Origin of the sequence: Streptococcus sp. 79 (genome assembly GCF_013277425.1) — a bacterium.
Lineage (GTDB): Bacteria > Bacillota > Bacilli > Lactobacillales > Streptococcaceae > Streptococcus > Streptococcus pseudopneumoniae.
In genome coordinates this window covers 1-23,010 of record NZ_VMMW01000051.1, presented here as the reverse complement: position 1 = coordinate 23,010, position 23,010 = coordinate 1, and the positions used below count along the sequence as shown (strand labels likewise).

The 23,010-nt window shown below is 38.3% G+C and carries 14 protein-coding genes and 3 pseudogenes; 9 read left to right on the top strand and 8 right to left on the bottom strand.

Annotation, left to right across the window (positions count from 1 at the left end; genetic code table 11):
- The first annotated feature begins 475 nt into the window (after positions 1-475).
- Positions 476-1,090, top strand: a complete 615-nt coding sequence (locus HT729_RS07955; protein WP_119942400.1) for a CadD family cadmium resistance transporter — start codon at positions 476-478, stop codon at positions 1,088-1,090.
- 292 nt (positions 1,091-1,382) lie between these two features.
- On the opposite strand, the gene HT729_RS07950 is transcribed toward HT729_RS07955, so the two are convergent.
- Positions 1,383-2,132, bottom strand: a complete 750-nt coding sequence (locus HT729_RS07950) for a 1-acyl-sn-glycerol-3-phosphate acyltransferase (RefSeq protein WP_166728108.1) — start codon at positions 2,130-2,132, stop codon at positions 1,383-1,385.
- A gap of 132 nt (positions 2,133-2,264) precedes the next feature.
- Here HT729_RS07950 and HT729_RS07945 point away from each other — a divergent pair.
- The 5 genes and pseudogenes from HT729_RS07945 to HT729_RS07925 all read left to right on the top strand — a co-directional run bounded on the left by HT729_RS07945 (position 2,265) and on the right by HT729_RS07925 (position 9,307).
- Positions 2,265-4,538 (top strand): annotated as a pseudogene (locus HT729_RS07945) (cation-translocating P-type ATPase).
- A gap of 122 nt (positions 4,539-4,660) precedes the next feature.
- The gene (locus tag HT729_RS07940) at positions 4,661-4,798 is read left to right on the top strand and encodes a hypothetical protein (protein ID WP_172931881.1); all 138 of its coding nucleotides are present in this window, start codon (positions 4,661-4,663) and stop codon (positions 4,796-4,798) included.
- 282 nt (positions 4,799-5,080) lie between these two features.
- Positions 5,081-6,547 carry a hypothetical protein gene (locus HT729_RS07935; protein ID WP_172931880.1) on the top strand — a complete coding sequence of 489 codons (1,467 nt, stop codon included), beginning with the start codon at positions 5,081-5,083 and terminating at the stop codon, positions 6,545-6,547.
- Positions 6,540-7,718, top strand: coding sequence for an MFS transporter (locus HT729_RS07930; protein WP_172931879.1), 1,179 nt, complete (start codon positions 6,540-6,542; stop codon positions 7,716-7,718). Before HT729_RS07935 ends, HT729_RS07930 begins: the two co-directional genes overlap by 8 nt.
- Before the next feature lie 8 nt (positions 7,719-7,726).
- Positions 7,727-9,307: a hypothetical protein gene (locus HT729_RS07925; protein WP_172931878.1), complete on the top strand. Its 1,581-nt coding sequence runs from the start codon at positions 7,727-7,729 to the stop codon at positions 9,305-9,307.
- Between the two features lie 93 nt (positions 9,308-9,400).
- On the opposite strand, the gene HT729_RS07920 is transcribed toward HT729_RS07925, so the two are convergent.
- The 7 genes and pseudogenes from HT729_RS07920 to HT729_RS07895 all read right to left on the bottom strand — a co-directional run bounded on the left by HT729_RS07920 (position 9,401) and on the right by HT729_RS07895 (position 15,324).
- Positions 9,401-9,640, bottom strand: coding sequence for a transposase (locus HT729_RS07920; protein ID WP_275690633.1), 240 nt, complete (start codon positions 9,638-9,640; stop codon positions 9,401-9,403).
- An 84-nt stretch (positions 9,641-9,724) separates the two neighbouring features.
- Positions 9,725-10,041 (bottom strand): annotated as a pseudogene (locus HT729_RS12595) (transposase); the annotation flags it as partial.
- A gap of 56 nt (positions 10,042-10,097) precedes the next feature.
- Entirely contained in the window at positions 10,098-10,448 is a 351-nt protein-coding gene (gene tnpB / locus HT729_RS07910; protein ID WP_138031293.1) for an IS66 family insertion sequence element accessory protein TnpB, read from the bottom strand.
- Positions 10,429-10,613 (bottom strand): annotated as a pseudogene (locus tag HT729_RS11745) (hypothetical protein). Before HT729_RS11745 ends, tnpB begins: the two are co-directional and overlap by 20 nt.
- A 136-nt stretch (positions 10,614-10,749) precedes the next feature.
- Complete coding sequence (locus HT729_RS12100) at positions 10,750-12,777, bottom strand: DEAD/DEAH box helicase (RefSeq protein ID WP_240164431.1); 2,028 nt, start codon at positions 12,775-12,777, stop codon at positions 10,750-10,752.
- Positions 12,725-13,873 (bottom strand): hypothetical protein, encoded by a 1,149-nt coding sequence (locus tag HT729_RS12095; protein WP_240164430.1) that lies wholly within the window; start codon positions 13,871-13,873, stop codon positions 12,725-12,727. Before HT729_RS12095 ends, HT729_RS12100 begins: the two co-directional genes overlap by 53 nt.
- A 212-nt stretch (positions 13,874-14,085) precedes the next feature.
- Positions 14,086-15,324 (bottom strand): MFS transporter, encoded by a 1,239-nt coding sequence (locus tag HT729_RS07895; protein ID WP_172931877.1) that lies wholly within the window; start codon positions 15,322-15,324, stop codon positions 14,086-14,088.
- 336 nt (positions 15,325-15,660) lie between these two features.
- On the opposite strand from HT729_RS07895, the gene HT729_RS07890 reads away from it, so the two are divergent.
- The 3 genes from HT729_RS07890 to HT729_RS07880 all read left to right on the top strand — a co-directional run.
- The gene (locus HT729_RS07890) at positions 15,661-16,338 is read left to right on the top strand and encodes a tRNA (adenine(22)-N(1))-methyltransferase TrmK (protein WP_172931876.1); all 678 of its coding nucleotides are present in this window, start codon (positions 15,661-15,663) and stop codon (positions 16,336-16,338) included.
- Positions 16,325-17,122: a Nif3-like dinuclear metal center hexameric protein gene (locus tag HT729_RS07885; RefSeq protein ID WP_172931875.1), complete on the top strand. Its 798-nt coding sequence runs from the start codon at positions 16,325-16,327 to the stop codon at positions 17,120-17,122. The genes HT729_RS07890 and HT729_RS07885 overlap by 14 nt, the downstream gene beginning before the upstream one ends.
- Before the next feature lie 415 nt (positions 17,123-17,537).
- Positions 17,538-23,010: YSIRK-type signal peptide-containing protein (locus HT729_RS07880; protein ID WP_172931874.1), on the top strand; the 5,473-nt coding region annotated here is incomplete at its 3' end.

Below are 23,010 nucleotides of genomic sequence, written 5' to 3'. Positions count from 1 at the left end.
TGCTAAAGGTATCAAAAATCCGTATGAAACTCGGGAAATGACACGGTGTTCTATGAACACAAGGAGTTTCATCTTTTCCACTAGGATTTTAGCCCGGGCTCAAATCAGCTCTCTGACTTCAGAGGGCTTTTTTATTGAGGTTTTATCGGTCACAATTTTGGAGACTACAAAAACCTCAAATGGTATCAGCTAATTACACCATAAAGGTGCGCAGCTACTCGGCTTAAAAAGCCGAGTAGGTGTCTGCAAGCCCCCTCGGAGAGCCCACACTTTACGAAGTAAAGTATAGTATGTTTATACTTTACATGGAAGTAGTCACCGAATTCCAGTTAGAAATTACTTTGTAACTACGTTTTGAGGAGGAGTAAAATGCTTTCCTATGTTCGACATTACCCACTAGCGATAGCTAAATTAATGTGTCTGTGCTCTCCTAAAATCTGCTGATTTATTACTGACTAATACAGGAGGTTTTTTTATGGGACAGACAATCATATCTGCTATTGGTGTTTATATTTCCACCAGTATCGATTATTTAATTATTTTAATTATTTTATTTGCACAGCTATCACAGAATAAACAGAAATGGCATATTTATGCGGGGCAATATCTAGGCACAGGCTTACTTGTAGGGGCGAGTTTAGTTGCTGCTTATGTCGTTAATTTCGTGCCTGAAGAATGGATGGTTGGATTGCTTGGTTTAATCCCTATCTATTTAGGGATTCGCTTTGCAATTGTTGGAGAAGATGCGGAAGAAGAAGAGGAAGAAATTATTGAAAGATTAGAACAAAGCAAGGCAAATCAACTGTTTTGGACAGTTACATTGCTGACAATTGCGTCTGGCGGAGATAATTTAGGTATCTATATACCTTATTTTGCTTCGTTAGATTGGTCACAGACCCTCGTGGCCTTGCTTGTGCTTGTAATCGGCATAATTATCTTTTGCGAGATTAGTCGGGTGTTATCCTCTATTCCGTTAATATTCGAGACAATTGAAAAATACGAGCGAATCATTGTGCCCTTAGTATTCATTCTACTTGGACTATACATCATGTATGAAAATGGCACGATAGAGACTTTTCTGATCGTGTAGATTTTTTTGTTTCACTAGGATTTTAGCCCGAGCTCAAATCAGCTCTCTGATTTTCAGAGGGCTTTTTCATTGAGTATAAATGGACAAATCTTAAAGTTACTCTATTGTAGAGTGGCTTTTGATTTGATTAGGAGATTCTTATAAATATAGTAAAATGAAATAAGAATAGGACAAATCGATCAGGACAGTCAAATCGATTTCTAAAAATGTTTTAGAAGTAGAGGTGTACTATTCTAGTTTCAATCTACTATATAAATGAAAACCTTAGCTGTTTGGCCAAGGTTCATTTCTTCTATGCAAGTTCTTCTCTTTTCTTATCTGGGTTCCAGATGAAGCTTGCGATAAAGCTAAAGATGATGGTTAGGATAGCGAGGATAATAGCAAGGATGAGGGCAGGGATGCGGATAAACCACCAGAGTGGATTTGGTTTTTTATCATTGTGCCATTGTTTCGTTTCTTCGTCCAGACGTTGGAATTCTGTTTGAATACGATTGGCGACTGTTTCAATGCCTTCATCATTCATTTTCTTGATATCTGAGATATCGATTGGATTTCCAAAGTTCATATCGACACGCTCGCGGCTAACCAAGCCTTTCAAGGTCATAGGGCCTGTATAGGTAACCGGCATGATACGGACCTTGGCCATTTTGGCAATCAGAGCTACGCCCCCCTTGACATCGTTTGAGTGACGGCTCCCACTTGGAAACATGATGAGAGAGCGGTCACTTTTTTTGAGAACGTTGATAGGGTATTTGATGGCAGAAGCGCTTGGATTTTCACGGTCGATGGGAAAGGCGCCACACATACGGATCCACCAGCCAAAGATACGGTTGGTAAAGAGTTCTTTTTTGGCCATAAAGATAAATTGTTTTGGTTTGGTCGCAAAGGCCATGTAAACAGGATCCCACCAGGTGCGGTGAGGCGCAACCAGAATATAATTTTCATCTTGATTAGGGATTTTATCAGTATTATGATAGTGGGCATTGCCATTGATGGACCATAGGAGCAATACAACTAATCCACGCAAATAAGTATAAAACATGCGATCTCCTTCGATTATTTTCTTGTTATTATTATACCTTATCAAAGGAGGGCTGGCAAACTTTTCCCTTGACTAGGTGCATATTTGGGATGAGATTAGAATTCTTTTAGAAAAAATGATATGATAGAATTTATGGATAAAAATAAGATTATGGGATTAACCCAAAGAGAAGTCGAGGAAAGACAGGCTAAGGGCTTGGTCAATGATTTTACTGCTTCGGCCAGTACCAGCACTTGGCAAATCGTTAAACGAAATGTCTTTACCCTTTTTAACGCTTTGAACTTTGCCATTGCTTTGGCCCTTGCCTTTGTGCAGGCTTGGAGCAATCTGGTCTTCTTTGCTGTTATCTGCTTTAACGCTTTTTCTGGGATTGTGACCGAGCTACGAGCCAAACACATGGTGGACAAGCTCAATCTCATGACCAAGGAAAAGGTCAAAACCATCCGTGATGGTCAGGAAGTTGCTCTTAATCCTGAAGAATTAGTGATAGGAGATGTCATTCGTTTGTCTGCAGGAGAGCAGATTCCTAGTGATGCCTTGGTTTTGGAAGGCTTTGCGGAAGTCAATGAAGCTATGTTAACGGGAGAAAGTGATTTGGTGCAAAAGGAAGTGGAAGCCTTGCTTTTGTCAGGAAGTTTCTTGGCTAGTGGGTCAGTTTTAGCTCGTGTCCATCATGTAGGTGCAGACAACTATGCCGCCAAACTTATGCTGGAGGCTAAGACTGTTAAACCCATCAACTCCCGTATCATGAAATCGCTGGACAAGTTGGCTGGTTTTACTGGGAAGATTATCATTCCCTTTGGTCTAGCTCTCTTGCTGGAAGCCTTGCTTTTAAAAGGCCTGCCTCTCAAGTCATCCGTTGTAAACTCGTCGACAGCTCTTTTGGGATTGTTGCCTAAGGGAATTGCCCTTTTGACCATTACTTCGCTCTTGACTGCAGTGATTAAGTTGGGCTTGAAAAAGGTCTTGGTGCAGGAGATGTACTCTGTTGAGACCTTGGCGCGCGTGGATATGCTCTGTCTGGACAAGACGGGTACCATCACCCAAGGAAAGATGCAGGTGGAGGCTGTTCTTCCGTTGACGGAAACGTATGGTGAAGAGGCTATTGCCAGCATCTTGACTAGCTACATGGCCCATAGTGAGGATAAGAATCCAACTGCCTAAGCCATTCGCCAGCGTTTTGTGGGAGATGTTGCTTATCCTATGATTTCCAATCTTCCCTTCTCGAGCGACCGCAAGTGGGGGGCTATGGAGTTAGAAGGCTTGGGGACAGTTTTCTTAGGGGCACCTGAGATGTTTCTGGATTCTGAAGTCCCAGAAGCCAGGGAGGCCTTGGAGAGAGGATCACGTGTCTTGGTCTTAGCTCTCAGTCAGGAGAAATTAGACCATCACAAACCACAGAAACCATCTGATATTCAGGCTCTAGCCTTGCTGGAAATCTTGGACCCCATTCGAGAGGGAGCAGCAGAGACGCTGGACTATCTCCGTTCTCAGGAGGTAGGACTCAAGATTATTTCTGGTGACAATCCAGTTACGGTGTCCAGCATTGCCCAGAAGGCTGGTTTTGCGGACTATCACAGCTATGTAGATTGCTCAAAAATCACCGATGAGGAATTGATGGCCATGGCGGAGGAGACAGCTATTTTCGGACGTGTTTCCCCTCATCAAAAGAAACTCATCATCCAAACGTTGAAAAAAGCGGGTCATACAACGGCTATGACAGGGGACGGGGTTAATGATATCTTGGCCCTTCGTGAGGCGGATTGTTCTATCGTGATGGCGGAGGGGGATCCAGCAACCCGTCAGATTGCCAATCTGGTTCTTTTGAACTCAGACTTTAATGATGTTCCTGAGATTCTCTTCGAGGGTCGTCGCGTGGTCAATAACATTGCCCATATCGCCCCGATTTTCTTGATAAAGACCATCTATTCCTTCCTGTTAGCAGTCATCTGTATTGCCAGTGCTTTACTAGGTCGGTCAGAGTGGATTTTGATTTTCCCCTTCATTCCGATCCAGATTACCATGATTGACCAGTTTGTGGAAGGTTTCCCACCATTCGTTCTGACTTTTGAGCGAAATATCAAACCTGTTGAGTCAAACTTTCTCAGAAGATCCATGCTTCGTGCCCTACCAAGCGCTCTCATGGTCGTCTTCAGCGTCCTGTTTGTGAAAATATTTGGGAGTATCCAAGGTTGGTCTGAGTTAGAAATCTCAACTCTACTCTATTATCTCTTGGGGTCAATTGGTTTCTTATCCGTATTTAGAGCCTGCATGCCATTTACCCTATGGCGTGTCCTCTTGATTGTTTGGTCAGTAGGAGGTTTCCTAGCCACAGCTCTCTTCCCAAGAATTCAAAAACTGCTTGAAATTTCAACCTTAACAGGACAAACATTACCTGTTTTTTGACTGTCCTGAATGGTTTGTCCTATTTATATTTCATTTTACTATATAAAAAGGTTTTATAAAAACTATTGACAGAAAAGTTTTTTGGTGCTAAAATAAATCTATCAAAACTAAAGGAGATTCTTATGAAGAGGTTTTTAAAGAAACCAATCGTTATGTCTTTGTTGGGAGGATTGATTTTAGCTATTGGTAGCGGTGGAACAAATAAACCGAAACCAATGAATGAGATTGACCCAGGTCCAGCGAATACTTATATGAGATAGTCTCGAAAGAGTTTTATAAATTATTTTGTAAATATGTTTAAATTTATAGGTAAAGGAGGATTAGAGAATGAAATTTGTAAAAACAAGCCCTAAAGCTAAAAAAGTTAAATTTTCTGTTATGTATAAAGACAAAGTCAGATTGATTTAATTTTATTAAAGGCTGCAATTTTACATTTGCAGTCTCTTTTTATTATCGATTTATTTTGAAGAATCGATTTTTAGAAAATTTACTAATATTAAAATGTAAATTGGTTCATAAGACAAATTAAGAAGGGAGAGAAAATGAATTCTAAAAATAGTAGTCGTGTTAAAGATTTTACACTTACTAAATCAATTTTAAAAAACTTGAATGTTTCGAAAGAGCAGATAGATTTGAAAGAAACTAGGTACTTACTATATCCTTTGGATTACGTTAAGGAAGAAAATGGATCATCACTAACTTTACTTCAACCCTATAATAGTCAATTAAGATATCCAATGATTGATAGGGCAAAAAAATATTTGCGATTATTAGCTAATCAAGTCAAGAATGTTCTTCCTCAAAAGTTAATAGTATCTATTGATAGTTTTGATGAAATTTTTGAAGGAGATAAAATCTTTATAGATTACCTATCTCAGTATACTGGGATAGTTTTAGAAATGACTGGTGATAAAAATTCTTATGCATCTAATTTTCGTCTTTTTGATGAAGATGGTTTAAATGAAATGGGATTAAAATATATGTCATGTGGCAATTCATGGACTGCAAGAGACATTTATTTATACTTAGTTGATAATTATAATAAACCGGAATATATTTTAAATTTAGCTGCAGTGTATAATCAATTATATGAAGTTGAAAAAACAGAATATTATTTAGAAATAGCAAGGAAATCAGGAGATAAAAAAATCATTGTAGAAGCCAACTATATGCTTGCAATGCTTTTTGCTAGACATCATAAGAAGTATCTGATAAATGATAGTTACTCTAAATTATTGTTAAATGAGGCATATAATTGTTTTGGAAGTGAGCTTACTATAAATAAGATATTCAATAGAAATGGATATGCTCTCCTATTGTTTAAAGAGAGGCGAATAGATGAAGCAATATCTATGCTGAATGACTGTATCAGTAGTCTGAGAATGTTAAAACAAAATTCAGATGATCCCGCAATTGAAATACATGAAAGTGTTCTGATCTATAATATTTTACAATGCTATATTGAACAGGGAGAAGATGATCAAGTTGATATGTATTTTCGAGAATTAGAATTACTTGATCCAAATTTTATAGAATATAAGATTGAATATGCTAGGTATTTGTTAGACAATAACTCCAATAATTTCTTTGAAGTAATTGACCAAATAATATGTTTTGGAGAAGATTTTCCAGAAATATATTCTTTGCTTGGCTTTTACTATTACAAACAAAATAATTTGCAGGACAGTCTAACGAATTATAAAAAAGCGTATTATTTATCTGATAGAAGTTTTGATTTCTGGTATGACTTACAATACATATATGTCGAGCTGAATATGTATGAAAAAGCACAAAGATTATTAGAACAATGTCAATTCAAAGTTTCACAGTTAGATTTATCTTTTCTAGAAGATTATTTGGTTATATCTTTAGAAATTTTATATAACTGCAATAAATTTAAACAAATGCAACCATTATTGAAAATTTTAGATGCACATTTTAGTGATAATGAAAAATTATCGGATATGAAAGAAACACTAGAAAGTGAAGTGAGCGAATATCATGAATAACTATCGAATTATCTTAAGAAAATATCCTATTGCAATCAATTTTTTTATTTTCAATTTGTTTTTTAAACTATCTATGTATACTTCAAAAACAGTTCATGCACTCTGGTTTGAAATGAATGATAGGCTCCCTAATTATGGTCTATCCTATTCTGCCATGGCATTTGCTGGCATCTTTTCATTTTATATTGGTAAAAAAATAGGACGATTTACCCCTCAAAGAGTGATTCAATGTAGTTTAATTTTATATAGTATTGGCTTATTTTTTAGGATGTTTCCTAATAACTCAGGCATTTCTATAATATCTGGTTTTGTTTCAGGAATCGGTGCTTCGGTAGTGTTGTTATTAATTAGAGTATGGATTGTGGGCATAGGAAGTGAAGAAGAACGTTCCTCTATTGTATCGTTGAAAGAATTTGCAGACGGAGTAGGAAGTTCTTTAGGCATGCTACTAGCAGGTTTTCTTGTCTGGATTTTAACATTCTTGTTTCAAAACGCTACACAATTGACTCTACTTTTTTCGAGCGTCCTTTGCCTGATTACTGTATTTCTAATTCCTCCTATTACTCAATCTCATAATGAGAGTGGCGATTTGGAGAAGGCTGAATTTAAACATTTTGCAAAAGCTAGAACCCTGCTTGTTGGAACTATAATATTCGGCTTCATTATGGGGGGAAGCGTAAGTTTATTTGCTCCATATCTTCCAGTTATTTTAAGCAAACAAGGTATAAATGTATCTGTTATTGGTGTAACATTGACAATTTTAGGACTACTGAGTACTTATTTCTCTTCTCTTTTTTCAGGTCAAAAAACCTCAAAATATAAAGAGTATATCTTTGTGGTCAGTGAAATTTTAGTGGGCTTATCAACAGCTTTATTGATATTTAATATGCAATTTTTATACTTGTTTCTTATTCTTATATGCAGAGCTTTGTTCTTAAATGGTTCTGTAATTAGTCAAGAATTAATGGAGTTGGATATGTATCCTAAAGAACAAATTTCATATTTCTATGGTATATCTCAAACTTCATATTTTATTGGAGATAGTTTAGGTGGATTACTTGGAGGGAATCTGTATGCAAATGATTTACAAAAAACATTAATCATTTTCTTTATCATTTCCACTATAAATGCAATTTCTTTGTTTCTTTTTTATAAGTATATGAAAAAGTAGGTCACAGGATGATGAAAATAAAAAATTTGGATTTAAATGATGCTATATTCCTATCTTATACTCAAGATAGTAAACTTTTATGGCATGATGAATTATTAGTAGATAATAATGGACAAATAATATATGACAAAGAATTTTCTGCAATACTATCAAATGATAATTTTATTTACATATTTAGTCTGGAAAATTCGTATTTAGTGTTATCTAGAATTAATATTAATCTAGAGCTTAAATTGGATACCTATAAACTAGTCAATATATCAGATAAAGCAGAGATACTAAATGTCTATTTTTATAATTCAGATATTGTTGTGATCATTTCTGATGATACAGCTTCTATCTCTCAGTTTCTTATTTCTTTTGAAGAGGAAAAACTTATCACTGCTATGATAAGTAATATTGGGGAGAAACAGGACTTGTATAGAGTCTATAATGATATTGAATTGCGGTTAATTTCCACACCTAATATACAGCCCAATCTAGAAATTGATGGAAAAATTATACAGAATTATCTATGTGATCGAGGAAATATGGTGTGCAGTCTTTACTCTACTACTCGTATATCTCTTTATAATTTCGAAAACGATTCATACTTAATAGAAAGTTTAGACTTGTTTTATCCTATTATTAACGCTATTTTAGACGAGTGGAATCTTTTTGTCATTTTGAATAGATTCGGTCGAACAATTTTAGTTAGTATTGACTTGAAAACAAATATGATTAAAGAATATGATTTTGAAGGGAAGATTGATTTTTGTTTACTTCAAAACAGTAGACTTGTTTTGAAGCATAGTACGATTGAAGGATTCGAGTTTTTACTTTTTGAAGATGGAAAATTTGAGACAATCTATAGAGATATGTCAGAGGAGTTAATAAGCAAAGAATTCTATTTTGAGAAGTTTGAAGGGATTCATTATAAGTCAAATAATCCAGAAAAGTTATTAGTTTCTTTACATGGTGGTCCAGAATCCTATGAATTTAATTCATTTACTAATGCTAAAATATATCGGTTTGCCTTGAACAACTCGGTAGATGTCTTGGTTGCTAATTATATTGGGTCGTCTTATTCAGTTAATACAGAATTATCAAATAAAAATTGGAATTATGTGATAGATGAATTGGTAAGAACGATTGAGTATATAGTGAGTAAAACAGTAAAAGATGTTAAAAAAGTTTATTTATATTCAGGAAGTTTTGGATCTATATTAGGATTACTACTGAGTGCCAGATTTTCTCACAATCTAGGTGGACATATATGCGTTTCCCCTTTGATAGATTTATCTAATCAAATAAAAAAAACAAGTGGAATGGAAAGGAAATGGTTTACTGATAAGTTCTCGACAACTGAAATTACAGAAATGTTTTCTGATAAGGTGTGGAAGAAAAATCTTCCTTATAAAACATTCATCATGCAAAGTCCTAGAGATAAAGTTTTAGATTTTTATTATATGAAGTCGACATTGAACAACTATAAATGTTTTGAAATTGATGAATTACCAATAAATGGTCATGGGCCTGAAACTGAATTTGAACTCGATATACTTAATCAAAGTGTTTTAGAAAAAATGAATAAATTATTTGTTGATTGACAATGATAATTTTCTGTAACCGTCCAATAACGAAGTATATTGAAAAATCTCCATATTAGGAACTATCCGTGAGTTCTCTAATCTGGAGATTTCTTATAGGGGCTGGAGCTCTTCTTGACGTCTCTGTAGGCGTTCATCAACTGACAAGTCTTCCCAGTCTCTTTCCAAGGCAAATAACTGGTCACAATAGGCTAAACCTTTAGCTCCTAAGGATGATTTATCTGCTTGCTTGGGGGTGGCTTCAAAAAATTTCCTTCTCACATGCGCCCAACATCCAACAAGTTCAGCTTCTTCCAGTTGACGATAAGCTTCTAGCGGTTCGCAGTTTACCAAGCTTAGCGTCGCCTTGCTCCTAAACCTTGAACTGCTATTGCATAGGCAGAACTAGAGGACTAAAGTCCTAAGTTACTACCGCAACATATCACAATGCACATATCCAGAATAATCTCCTAGGAATTCTTGTACTACTGAACCACTTCGACGCTAATCATGGAGGTAGAGTGTGTTTGCTTGCTTCTCTGATTTTCCTGACAAAAAAGTCCAATAGTAAGTCAGCTGACTAGCACTCTCTAGAGCCCGATAATAGGTTTCATCCGTATGAAGAAGAGCTTGTTCTAACAACTTTTCTCGTAAAAGGTTATAAAGGGACTCTAATAGTATTGACTCGTCTTGATATGCCAATTAGAGATTTCCTTACGTGTGATTGGTAAACCCATCTTAGCCCAATCTTCTTCCATAGGCTTCCCTCTCTGTTTTCTAACTTTATCATACTAAAAAGAAAGGCATCATTTCAATAGAAATCACGACTTTCTGATGAATTTATTTTTGGAGTGATAGAAAAGCCTTTCATCAGCCAATCTACTTGTTCAGGTGCGAGAGCTTTGACATCCTTTTCTGTACTGGGCCAAGTCAGTCTGCCGTTCTCAAAGCGTTTATATAATAGCCAAAATCCTTGACCATCCCAGTAAAGGACTTTAAAGCGGTCTTTACGTCCACCACAAAAGAGAAAAACTTGACCTGAGAAAGAATCCAATTCAAAGTGGGTTTTAACCAGATAAGCCAGTGAATCGATTCCTTGTCTCATATCAGTTTTCCCACACACGAGATAGACCTGCCCTAGGCTAGATAGATGAATTGTCATAGAGCAACACCTTATCCAAAAGCTCTTCTATCATTTCGAGATTGAGAGATTGAAAAAACTTACTTCAAGCTTGCCAATACGAATTTTAAGCAGAATATCATTTCTCTTTTTAGAATCAAAAGGACGAGATTGTGGAATCTCTACAGGAACAATAGGTTGTGGCATTAAAATATCCTCCAATAGTTTTACTTTACTAATAGTATACAGGAGGTCTTCCATGAATGATAGATACCTTGTTATGACGCGCTTACAAAAGAACTAGATAGACCCACTAAGTGTGGTTACTCTAGTTCTTTTTCACTTATTCAACACCCAAGATTTCTTTAATATCATCAACGCTCAGATTGCTTCTGCTTTCTTGTCCTTCAAGGACGGTGTTGAAGAGTTCTTTTTTACTTTCTTGGAGTTCTTGTATTTTTTCCTCTATGGTACCAAGTGTGATAAGGCGATAGACATCGACTTGTTTGGTCTGGCCAAGGCGGTGGCTTCGACCGATGGCTTGCATCTCAACTGCTGGATTCCACCAGAGGTCACAGAGGATGACGGTATCAGCTCCTGTTAGATTCAGTCCTGTTCCACCTGCTTTTAGGGAAATGAGGAAGCAGTCTTTTTCCCCTTGATTGAAAAGATTGACCATTTCTTGACGTTTATCTGAAGGTGTTTGTCCTGTTATTTTAAAGTGAGACATTTCTTTTTTCTCTAGTTCTTGCTCAATGAGATCAAGCATAGAGGTGAATTGTGAAAAGATAAGTGGTCGTGACCCTTTTTCACGAATGGTGTCTAGGAGCTCGAATAAGCTGTCCATTTTTCCACTATCTCCTTTGTAGTCTTCTAAAAAGAGAGCAGGGGTATTACAGATTTGTCTAAGTCGGGTTAGTCCTGCTAAGATTTCAATTTTATGACGTTTAATCTCATAGGCGCTGGCTCCTGAAACCATTTCTTGCATGCGTCGAAGTTGAGCTAGATAGAGCGTTTTTTGTGAACTGCTGAGTTCATTGCTGTAGAGGTGCTCGCTCAGTTCAGGTAATTCTGTCAGAACTTCGTCTTTTTTCCTACGCAGGACAAAAGGTTGAATCAGTTTAGCAACGAGTTGAGGTGACAATTTTGAAAATTCCTTTTTACTTGGTAGGAGACCTGGTAATACTATCTGGAAAATAGACCAAATCTCTTCGAGACGGTTTTCAATAGGAGTTCCAGATAGGGCATAGCAGGTTTTGACATCAAATTCTCTTAAAGCTTGTGCTGTTTTGGTCTGACTATTTTTTATCATCTGTGCTTCATCTAGGATGAGGTAGTCGTAAGACTGCTTTTGATAATGTTCAAGGTCAGATCGAAAAGATGGGTAGCTTGTAATAGTGATAGTGGCAGATTTTTCAATTTGTTTGATACGCTCAGTTTTTGTGCCATAGGCTACTTCAACCTGTTTGTGAGGTACAAATTTTCGGAATTCTTCCTTCCAATTGTAAAGAAGGCTGGCTGGAGCTAGGATAAGAGCTTTCTGGTCTGGTTTAAGGTTGGCTTCCAGAAGAGTGATGGTTTGCAAGGTTTTCCCTAACCCCATGTCGTCCGCCAGGATTCCTCCGAAATGATAATGATCCAGCATACTCAGCCACTTGACTCCTTCTTTTTGATAGGAGCGGAGTTTGGCCTTGACTTCATAAGGCTTGATATCAAATTCTTCAGGGTGGGTCAGGTCATAAGCCATCTTTTTGAAATCACGAGAAAAATTGACATGTTCATTGTCTTTGAAGGTTTCAGAAAGACTAAAGGCACGAGATTTGTGCATCTTGATTTTTCCGTCTGAAAATTTAGCGCGAAGATCTTGGAGGCTTTGGGCAACCTTGAGACTTTCATCGTCAAAGACTAGAACCTTTCCTTGCTTGGTTTGGTAGTGGCTTTCTTGATTCCATAAAGCTTGGATAGCTTTTTCAACCTCATCTTCTGAAATCATAGAAAAATCAAACTGAACTGAAAGGAAGCCTTCGTCGTCAAAAATGTCAATGACAGCAGGATCTTCTACTAAGAGTTTTTCAAGCGATTCATCTAGTTGAACTTGACCCAGAGCACGAAAACGGGGGAGTTCTTTTAGGAAGAAATCAACGATTTTGATTTTGGAAAGACTATGAAATTCCTCTTTGAAACCAGCAGAAAGCAGTTGATGATAGATTTTTCTAGCTTTGCTAGCTTGGTAAGTATAGGGGAGGGTTAGGAGATCTTGTTTAGAATGGACTTGTTTTTCTCCAAAGGACCACACCATATTAAGGGCAATTTCATTTCTAGTCTTGGAGAAGGCAAAGGTGGGGATAAAGGTCATGGATTTGTAATTCATCTGGGATACTGATAGGAACATAGTTTGAGATGATATTACAGACTTGCATGAGTTCAGCCTTATTTTCTTTTGAAAAGATAAGAGGAGAATTTTCTTGATAATGATAGATCCAAGTAGCTAATTTATCCAAAAAGTAACGGTGCTCTTCTTTGATGATGTGGAAGTGATTGTGTCGAATCCAAAGTTTTTCTTGAATAATGAAACCAAAATAAGCTGTATTGATGATTTCATAATGGTTATTAGATTTGACAACTTTAAAAATTTCCTCTTCCGGGCTAAAGGGACTATCATCTAAGAATATAAGAGGGTATTTGGCTTTTGAGGTTACATATTGGAAGACATCCAAAGCTTGAAAAAGTGGGACGAGGTCGTTTAAATAGCTAACAGGAGTCTCTAAATAGCGTCCGCAATCTCTAGGGCTAATGCCATAACTGAAGTTGAAATAAGAATGTCCATTTCTATCGGTAAAATATTTTTTAATATAGAGGAGTAGGTTTTGGGATGCTTGATTAAGCTGATTCAAGGATAATCTGATTGTCCCGATTTTCTGTGAAACAAAGTAATCTTCCTCTTGGAAAATGAGAAAAATGAAGTGAGCTATATCCTTGATAACATAGGCACGAGGAGCTTGTTCTACCTGCAGTTTTAAGGTCCAGGCTAGGCTATGATTTCGGATTTCGACTTGTCCATGAAGGGCAAGCGAAGGCGCCGTAGCTTTTTCTTCTACCAGTTCATCTTGGAGCTCTTCAGATGGCAAAGTAGGAATCAGTTGGCTGGCAAAACTTGGTTTATGACTCGCTTTACCAATGCGTTCTTGAATAGCTTGGGGGAGACTACGAAAATAAAGATCCATGGCAACCCAGTGTTTACAGACTCCCTGATTTTGGAAATCCTTACATTCGCAATGAAAGCCAGTCAAATCGAAGTGCTCCATACTGGTCAGGATGTTGGGCTCCAGATGCATGGAAATACCATCATAGGTATTGGGGTGCTTAAAATATTCCTTGTTTTCAGTATCAAAATAGTTTTTTATCTGTTGGAAAATAGTTCGTCCATCCATTCTCATACGAGCAGGGAGTCTATCGGGAACCGCCATTGAAGTAACCTCTATTCTAATTATTCTTTCCTCTATCTTATCAGATTTTATAGGAAAAGAATAGACTTATCTTATATAAATTGCATCTTGATAGGGATTGGAAACATTTGTAGTTGCCAGATAGTTGTATGTAATATCGACAATCAATTACAAGGAGCTTACGATTCCACAGAAACTATCAAGTGAAAACTGACCTATCTATAACATTCTAGCTAAATTTCTTCTTGGTTTGGTAAGTTTTTCATCTGGTGAACTAGATAGGCTGCTATAAGTAGTAAAATTATAAGAGCAAAGGCAACAACTTCAAGACCAACACTTGTTGCAAGAAATACGAGAGCAAGGGATAGGACAGCTGGGATAAGCAAGTTGATAACATTGATGGAGGATTGAACTGATCCCATTAACTCCTCAGGAATGATTCCAAAAATCATGGCTTGCAAGCGAGGACTCAATACTCCTGCCGAGAAAGCATCACCTGCACTTCCTAGTAAAATAAGTAAAAAACTTCCACGTAGAAAACCTATAACAATGAGAGACTCCATCAATAGACTCCAATAAATATTCAGGCGAATAGAAATTTTTTTAGATAGAAATCCACTCAGAAGTCCACCTAAAATAACATGAAGAAGGCTTATCATTATCAAAATTGCCAGACTTTGCCCTGTTGACAAATCCATAAAAGGATGGTGAATCAGTAGAATCGCACTGACAGGCTCTACCATCATCAAAACAGCTTGACTAATGGACAAAATCCAAAGCAAGACCATGACATCTTCCATAGTCATCAATAATTTCATTGACTCTTTCAAATGCTGGAAAAAGCTACTCATTCCTACATAAGGAGGAACTTCGATTTTTTCTTCCTCTTTTTTCAAGCGGTTTCGGATAAGTAGACTTCCTAGAAAGGCAAATAAAAAGGTTAAAACATTTACAAAAGCTAGAGTAGAAATGCTAAACAGTCCTAAAAATACTCCTCCGCTGAGATTACCTATCAAACGTACAATGGAACTCGTGGACTGCCTAAAACCCATAGCCTCCGTCATATCATCGTTTATTAGCCGTATGTAAATCGGTGTCAGCATGTATCCTGCAAGAAAACCAATCGTATCTGAAATCAAGTTCATACTGCAAATAAAGAAAACAGAAAAGAGAGAGAAGTCGGTACTTGTCAGGAGCAAAGTCACTCCAGAATAAAGGAGGACTTTGATAAAGAGGATAGAAATATACTTGCTAATTCGATTTTTTTGAAAATCAGCTATAACTCCAGTAAAAAGTTGCAAAACCTGAGGAATGGTTTCTGATAGGCTAATCAAAAATATAGCTAAGGGAGCAAAGGCATAAGAAGAGACATAATTGATAAAAGCTAAGTAAAAAATAGTATCTCCAAAACTTGAAATCCACTCATTCACTGTTAGCTGACGAAAAGCTCGATTTTTAAGAAAAATATGCATATTAATCTCCTTATAATAAATTCTAGAAAGCATAGAGCAAATTCGTGGTTCGTCTGACTAAATTTCCTATCTAAATACTACCTTCAAATATAAAATTTAGTGAAACTTTTATCTCCTCTAATCTTCTAAATATATTTTTTATGAAGCCAAGACTTTTTTTGAATAAATTACCTATTTTTTGACAATTCTGTAAGTTTCCGAAAAATATTTCAAGTGAATCCATCTATTACCTTAGGACATTGAAACTTCTTTCGCCAGAGGTGCTTATATTACTGGAAAGTTGAGGATTGAAATGTGGTATAATAAGAGGTAATAGAGTTTGGAAAGTGAGAGAAGATGATTTCAAAGAGATTAGAATTGGTAGCTTCCTTTGTAGCACAGGGAGCCATTTTATTAGATGTGGGAAGTGATCATGCTTATCTGCCTATTGAGTTGGTCGAAAGAGGCCAAATCAAAAGTGCCATTGCGGGTGAGGTGGTGGAAGGCCCCTATCAGTCTGCGGTCAAAAATGTTGAGGCTCACGGCCTAAAGGAGAAAATCCAGGTTCGTTTAGCCAATGGTTTGGCAGCTTTTGAAGAGGCAGACCAAGTGTCGGTCATTACCATTGCTGGTATGGGTGGTCGTTTGGTTGCTAGGATTTTAGAAGAAGGCTTGGACAAGCTGGCTAATGTAGAACGTTTGATTCTCCAGCCTAATAATCGTGAAGACGACTTGCGCATTTGGTTGCAAGACAATGGTTTTCAGATTGTGGCAGAAAGTATTCTAGAAGAAGCTGGCAAGTTTTATGAAATTTTGGTGGTGGAAGCTGGACAAATGAAGCTATCAGCCAGTGATGTTCGCTTTGGTCCCTTCTTGTCCAAAGAGCTCAGTCCAGTCTTTGGCCAAAAATGGCAAAAAGAAGCTGCCAAGCTAGAGTTTGCCCTCGGACAAATCCCTGAAAAAAATTTGGAAGAACGTCAAGTTCTAGTAGATAAAATTCAAGCCATCAAGGAGGTTCTCCATGCTAGCAAGTGAAGTAATTAATGCATATGAAGCCTTTTGCCCTCAGGAATTTTCCATGGAGGGAGACAGTCGTGGTCTGCAAATTGGCACTTTGGACAAGGAGATACAAAGTGTCATGGTTGCTCTCGATATTCGTGAAGAAACGGTGTCTGAAGCTATTGAAAAGGGTGTGAACTTGATTATCGTCAAGCACGCGCCGATTTTCCGTCCCATCAAGGATTTGGTAGCTAGCCGTCCACAAAATCAGATTTACATTGATCTCATCAAGCATGACATTGCAGTTTATGTCAGCCATACCAATATTGACATCGTTGAAAATGGTCTCAATGACTGGTTCTGTCAGATGCTAGGAATCGAGGAGACAACTTATCTTCAGGAGACAGGTCCTGAACGTGGAATTGGACGTATTGGGAATGTTCTGACTCAGACCTTTGGGGACTTTGCCCAGTATGTCAAGCAAGTATTCGGCCTAGATAGTCTTCGAATGGTGCATTATCAAGAGAATGACTTGCAGAAACCTATTTCAAGAGTGGCCATCTGTGGTGGAAGCGGGCAGTCATTCTATAAGGATGCTTTAGCTAAAGGAGCGGATGTCTATATCACTGGTGATATTTACTACCACACTGCCCAGGATATGTTGTCTGATGGCTTGCTGGCATTGGATCCAGGTCACTATATCGAAGTGCTGTTTGTGGAAAAAATCGCAGCACTCCTTACTCAATGGAAAGAGGAAAAAGGCTGGGAACTAGAGATTTTACCTAGCCAAGCATCGACCAATCCTTTCCATCATATCTAGTTAGAAGGTGAAGACAATGAAAAATTGTACTAGTATAATTATGGTAAACTGAAACTACACTAGTACAAATGTGATTCTGAGACATTGTTGAGACTGGATTTTTTTGTAAAACTTATACCCGAAATTTTATAAATAAAAAAATACAATAGTCCTCGTTTTTTGCAGTTTAATCAAAAAATCCAATACATATAATTAGAAAGATAACAATTTACCATAAAATACTCTAAAAACAGAAAAAATAAAATGTTTTTCCTTGCAAAATTCGGGGGGGGGGTGGTATAATTGCTACTAGACTGTATACTCTTCATAGGAGGTATAGTGGGGTAAATAGTCGTAAGTTGCTATTTAATATTATTGTCAATTGAAGAGGAAAATGACATGTTCTCTTCAATCATATCTTTAAGGAGAAAGAGTTATGGATTTTAGAAAGTCTAACAGAGAAAAGGTCTTCCGTTACTCCATTCGTAAGTACCACTTTGGTGCCGCCAGTGTTGCGGTTGCCGCATTGATGTTTTTTGCCAACGGTGCAGTAGCAGCGAGTGAGACAGTCACTCCAGCTACAACTAATGACGTGGTCGCTGGATTTGATGGTAACCCTGATGGGGCTCTGCAGGAGTCGGATGAGGGAGAGTCGAAGGAGGTTGTACTTGAGCAACTTGCTGAAGGCAAGATCACAAAGGAGATAAAAGGGCAAGGGAGGTCAGCGGAAGGATCTAATCAAGGACAGACAGTAGCTGCCCCTAAAACTACTGGAGTAGACTCTAGCCAGCCAGAGTCTGTTCAAGAAAGTCCTCAGGTGAGAGAGAAAAGGGCAGGATCTGCTGACACGATAGCAGCCAAAACAAGCAGCACTGGAGTCCTTCAGCCTCGGGTGCTCAAAGACAGCCAGTCTGACTATGACCTTATTCCACTTGACGATGATGAGGATGGTACAGAACAGGATGAACAACCGTTAAACACTCCGGTGACAACAGCGATTCAACCTCGTTCAAGAGGAAGCAGACAAGAAGTTCCTTCAGGCTACATAGCTGTGCCAAGTAATGCTTATGTAGATGGGAACAACTACTTTTTAGAAGATGGACATGCAGGTTCACCTTATGCCCGTGGAACCTATGTCTATGGTTCGCAACGTTCAAGAGCATATTGGGACGGAAAAGAGTTTCGTATTCCGGAAGCGAAAGATTTTATCTACGGGATAGTCAAGAAAACAGAAACTGGTTTTAAATGGGAGATTGATATCAATAAGGGAAAAGTAGGACGGGGTCCACACCACTACTTATCAAATACTTTTTGGTTTACCCTACCTAAAAACCACACTGTAAAAGCAAACTCAGTAACTATTTCTCGTTATGATCATAGGACTGGTGGCACCACTGCTACTAGTGGAGATGCAGGTAACGGAGAGGATCAAATCCTAAAGGCCTTACAATCAGCTGATGGAATTAGTGATGAAAAGCAGGGGACTGTTGCATCAACAGGAGCGGCAGCAAAAAGTGGAGGTTATGGTTATCGGACGGATAGTCTGGATGGCTTAGCCAAGGAAGAAGTTAACTGGTGGGTGCAGAAAGGTTTCTACTACCATGCTGATAAAAACTTCCCAACTGAAGTTGAGAAAAAGGCAGCTTCTAAATACTCTGGTATCAAAAATGAAACCGAGAAAGTCTACACCTTCTCTTTGGACGGAGGACGTGATGATAGCTACCATTTGACCTTTGAGACGACTTCCCCAGATACGACTTTCCGTAATCTCTATTACGCCTTGGGTGTTAAAGGGTTTAGGCTGTCAGGGAAATCAGTTAATCGCTTGCTAGTCAATCAGTGGTACGGTAGAGCTGCCGGTGAAGGAGACCAGGCTGAGAAGTATCCGGCTCAGTTGGAAGGAAATGGCTACTATCAGATTGTACAAGGGCGAATTTGGCAGCCGAAAAATAATAATGTATCAACAACTCCAGGTACCTCTTCATCTTTAATTGCTAAAAGCGATGGAGGCATTGACCTTGAATCTTACTTTAAAAATAGGGATAAGGTAGGGGATAATGCTGAATCACATCCAACTTCTTATAATCTTTTTAAGGACGGCGTCAAAGTTGAAAACAACAAAGAAGCTGCAGACACTATCGTCAATACTCCGGGAGTGAAATCTTATCTTGTAGAGCGAATCTTTGCTGACGGTTCTGGTGAATTGGTTCAGTTAAATTTTGTTGTGAAACCGAAAAAACCAAGTTTAAATACTGATTTGGAAAAGCAAGCAGGGATGATAAAGGATATCACTGCAACTAACGGAACCAAAGGTGTAGAGATGGTTCTCTACCATGACGGAAAAGAAGTAGCAACCAGTATTGCTGGTGATGATGGAAATGCAACCTTCAAAAATGTTGTTATTACAAAAGGTTCTTATACTGTCAAGTCACGTGTTTCAGGTCAGTCTTATTTGACTGCAGAAGGCAAGCGAACTTCACTCTTAGAGTCTGAATCATCAGATGCTAAAGTAGCCAACTACGATAGCAGTCAGATTCGTATTGGGTTTGGACAAAGTGGAGAGGGCGGAGCAGCTTCTAGCTTGGAGACAAGTAAGTATAAAGCACTATATCTTGACAGTTATACTGGAAAGCAACTACAAGTGCTGGTTCGAGTTCCAGGTGGTAAGTCTATCAAAAATATTGAAGTAACTGATTTAGAAAAAACGGGCTTGGTTCAGGGTGGAGTGGAGCCTGAGGGTTTCCTAAGTAGTACGACGCCATTAACAGGAACTATTAACAAAACCAATTCAGGTATCCATCAAATTACTGTTACGGTTACAACCGCAGATAATACAACCAAGACAGAAAAACTCTATCTATACATTCCATTTACGAAACCGAGTTTTGCAACAACAGCTGAGAGTTTGAAAGGAAAGACTACAGGAAAACCGGTCATCAAAGCAAACTCTGGAACAAAAGGAGAAGCAGCAAATATTCCTGATAAAGCAAAACTGAAAACCTTCTTGGTTAAAGGTGGGAATGATGTGGATGCTGTAGGCACAGGTGCTTCTGATAATAAGCCTAAAAAAGCTACTGGCTATACTATTCTTGCTAGTGGTGATGTTAAGGCGGATGGAACAGTTGAGTTTACTCCTGATAAGTATAGACAAGAATTGGTGGGGAATGAGGAACTTCGTCTAGTTACGGCAGTGGTTAAGGAAGGTACAGATGAACCTGTTTTAGACTATCTTGTATCACCACTATCAGAATCGCTTAAACTAGAACTTCCTACAGAAGCTAGCCGTGACTTTGTAAGCCCAGCAGAAAAAGTTACCGTTGAAAATCCAGGTAGTCTAAATCAAACCGAGAAAGATAAGCTAAAAAAAGCTATTGAAGATGCTAATCCAGGATTTAAAGTTGAAATAACAGATGATGGTAAGGTTCAGGTGACCAGACCGGATGGACAAAAGGAAGAAGCTGCTGTTAGTGATTTTGTGAAACAAAGTGGGCAAGCAGATTCTGCAGATGATTCGACTTCTCCAAAAGAAATCCAAAAACCAACTGAAAAAGTGAAGGTAGCTAATCCAAATAAGCTAACCAAAGAGGAATTGGAAAAGATTACTCAGAAGGTTCAGGAGAAAAATCCTGGTGCTACTGTACACGTTGGGCAAAATGGAGATGCCTATGTTGTACAACCAGATGGAACAAGTGGCTTGATTTCCCACAAAGATTTGTTGGAGCTGACAGAAGAGCAAAAAGAAGCTGCAAAGAACCGTAAACCGTTAGTCAACCCAGAGCAGAAAGTACCTGTAACCGATCCAGAGAAACTAAATTCTTCAGATATTGAAAAGATTAAGAAGGCTCTACAAGCTGCTAACCCAGGAGCGACTGTTACAGTGGATAGTGATGGAAATGCAACTGTTACAAGTCAGGACGGATCAGAAAGTAAGTTTATCTCACGAGATGACTTGGTTACAAAAGTGACGGTCCAAGCGCCTCAATCTCCAACTATCTCACAAGATAAAGAAACTCTAACGGTAACATCAATGGTAGGTCAAGACGAAGCTACTAAGGTTATGCTTACGTATACAAATGCTACTGGACAAGAAAAAACTGTTGGTTTTACTAAAACTGGTAGCAACTGGAATAAGGATGACGCCAATGCAGATAGCACAATTTCGATTATAAATGATGAAAATGGACTGGGCAAAATCCTAATCCAAGCTGAAACAGCAGAAGCAGGTTCAACAGTTACAGTTAAGCAGCAGAAGGACGGCTCTGACTTTAGTATAGCAGCTACTACTAAGGTTTTAGGAAGATTAGAGGATGTAAGTGGTATAGCCCAACCAGATGGTTCGGTTGTAATTACTGTACCGCAGGAAGCTACTGAGTTTGATTTGACTTATCATAATCAAACTAGTAATCGTTCAGAAACACAACATTTTAGAAAAACTGATCAAGGATGGAGTGCTGTTGCAGAAATTACAGCTAGTGGCAATAGCTTTACCCTTCCAAAAAGTTTAGTAAAAGACGGGACGGAAGTTGCGGTAAAAGCTTCTAGCGCAACGAAAATTTCAGAAACTAAACGAATTAAGGCTAAGTTTGAACAACCGAGTGCAACAACTAGTGCTACACGTCAAAATGGAGATGTAGAAGTTACATTACCGACAGATGCAGAAAAAGTGACCTTAACTTATAAGAACAAACAAAATACCAATGCCACAGTAACACTGGTTAAACGAGGAAATAATTGGAGTTCTTCAACAACCTTACCAGATGGTATCAGTCTAGCAAATGGTAAGGTTACGCTTGACTATACAAAAGTGAACAGGAATACAAATATCACAACAGCCTCTACTAGAGGAAATGGCGATGTTGAATCTCAAGCAAATAACCAAAATCATCCTATTCCAGAACACACAGCCCCGACGACTAAGACGATTACAAAAGTAATCGGTGAAAATCCTACAAATGCAGAGTTACTTGCTGCTGTAGATGTAGCTAACAAAGCATCAGCTGTACTGAAAGAAGGAACACAGTATCCAACTACAGTAGGGAACTATACTCTTGACGTTGTTGTTACTTATACAGATCAAAGTACAGAAAACGTAAGAGTAACGTATGTGGTGAAACAAGCAGACAAGACAGCTCTAACGCAAGCGAATAACGACTTAGCAAGCGAAGTAGCAAGTCAACCAACTACAGATGACAAGCCACAAAGCAAAGTTGACGCATATACTAAAGCAAAAGAAGCGGCGGATAAAGCAGTGGAAGCAGCGAAAAAAGTAATAGCGGACGACAATGCAACACCAGAAGCTGTACAAGCAGAGCTAGCGAAAGTAAACGCAGCCAAAGCAGCCTTGAAAGCGGCAGAAGATGCTGTAACAACCGCAGCGACAACTACAGCGAAAAATAAACTAACTGAGGATAAAGCGAAGTTAGATGAAGCTGTAAGTACAGAAGGTAAGACACCAGAAAGTATTCAAGCATACGAAGCCGCTAAGAAAGAAGCAGAAGCAGATGTTGCAGCAGCGAAGGAAGCAGCCAAAGCAGTATTAGCTAAAGGTGACAATGCGACAGCAGCTGAAGTTCAAGAAGCGCAAGAAAAAGTAACAGAAGCGCAAGGTAAGTTAGACAAAGCGAAAGAGCAGTTAGTCGACAAAGCAGACAAGACAGCTCTAACGCAAGCGAATAACGATTTAGCAAGCGAAGTAGCAAGTCAACCAACTACAGATGACAAGCCACAAAGCAAAGTTGACGCATATACTAAAGCAAAAGAAGCGGCGGATAAAGCAGTGGAAGCAGCGAAAAAAGTAATAGCGGACGACAATGCGACACCAGAAGCTGTACAAGCAGAGCTAGCGAAAGTAAACGCAGCCAAAGCAGCCTTGAAAGCGGCAGAAGATGCTGTAACAACCGCAGCGACAA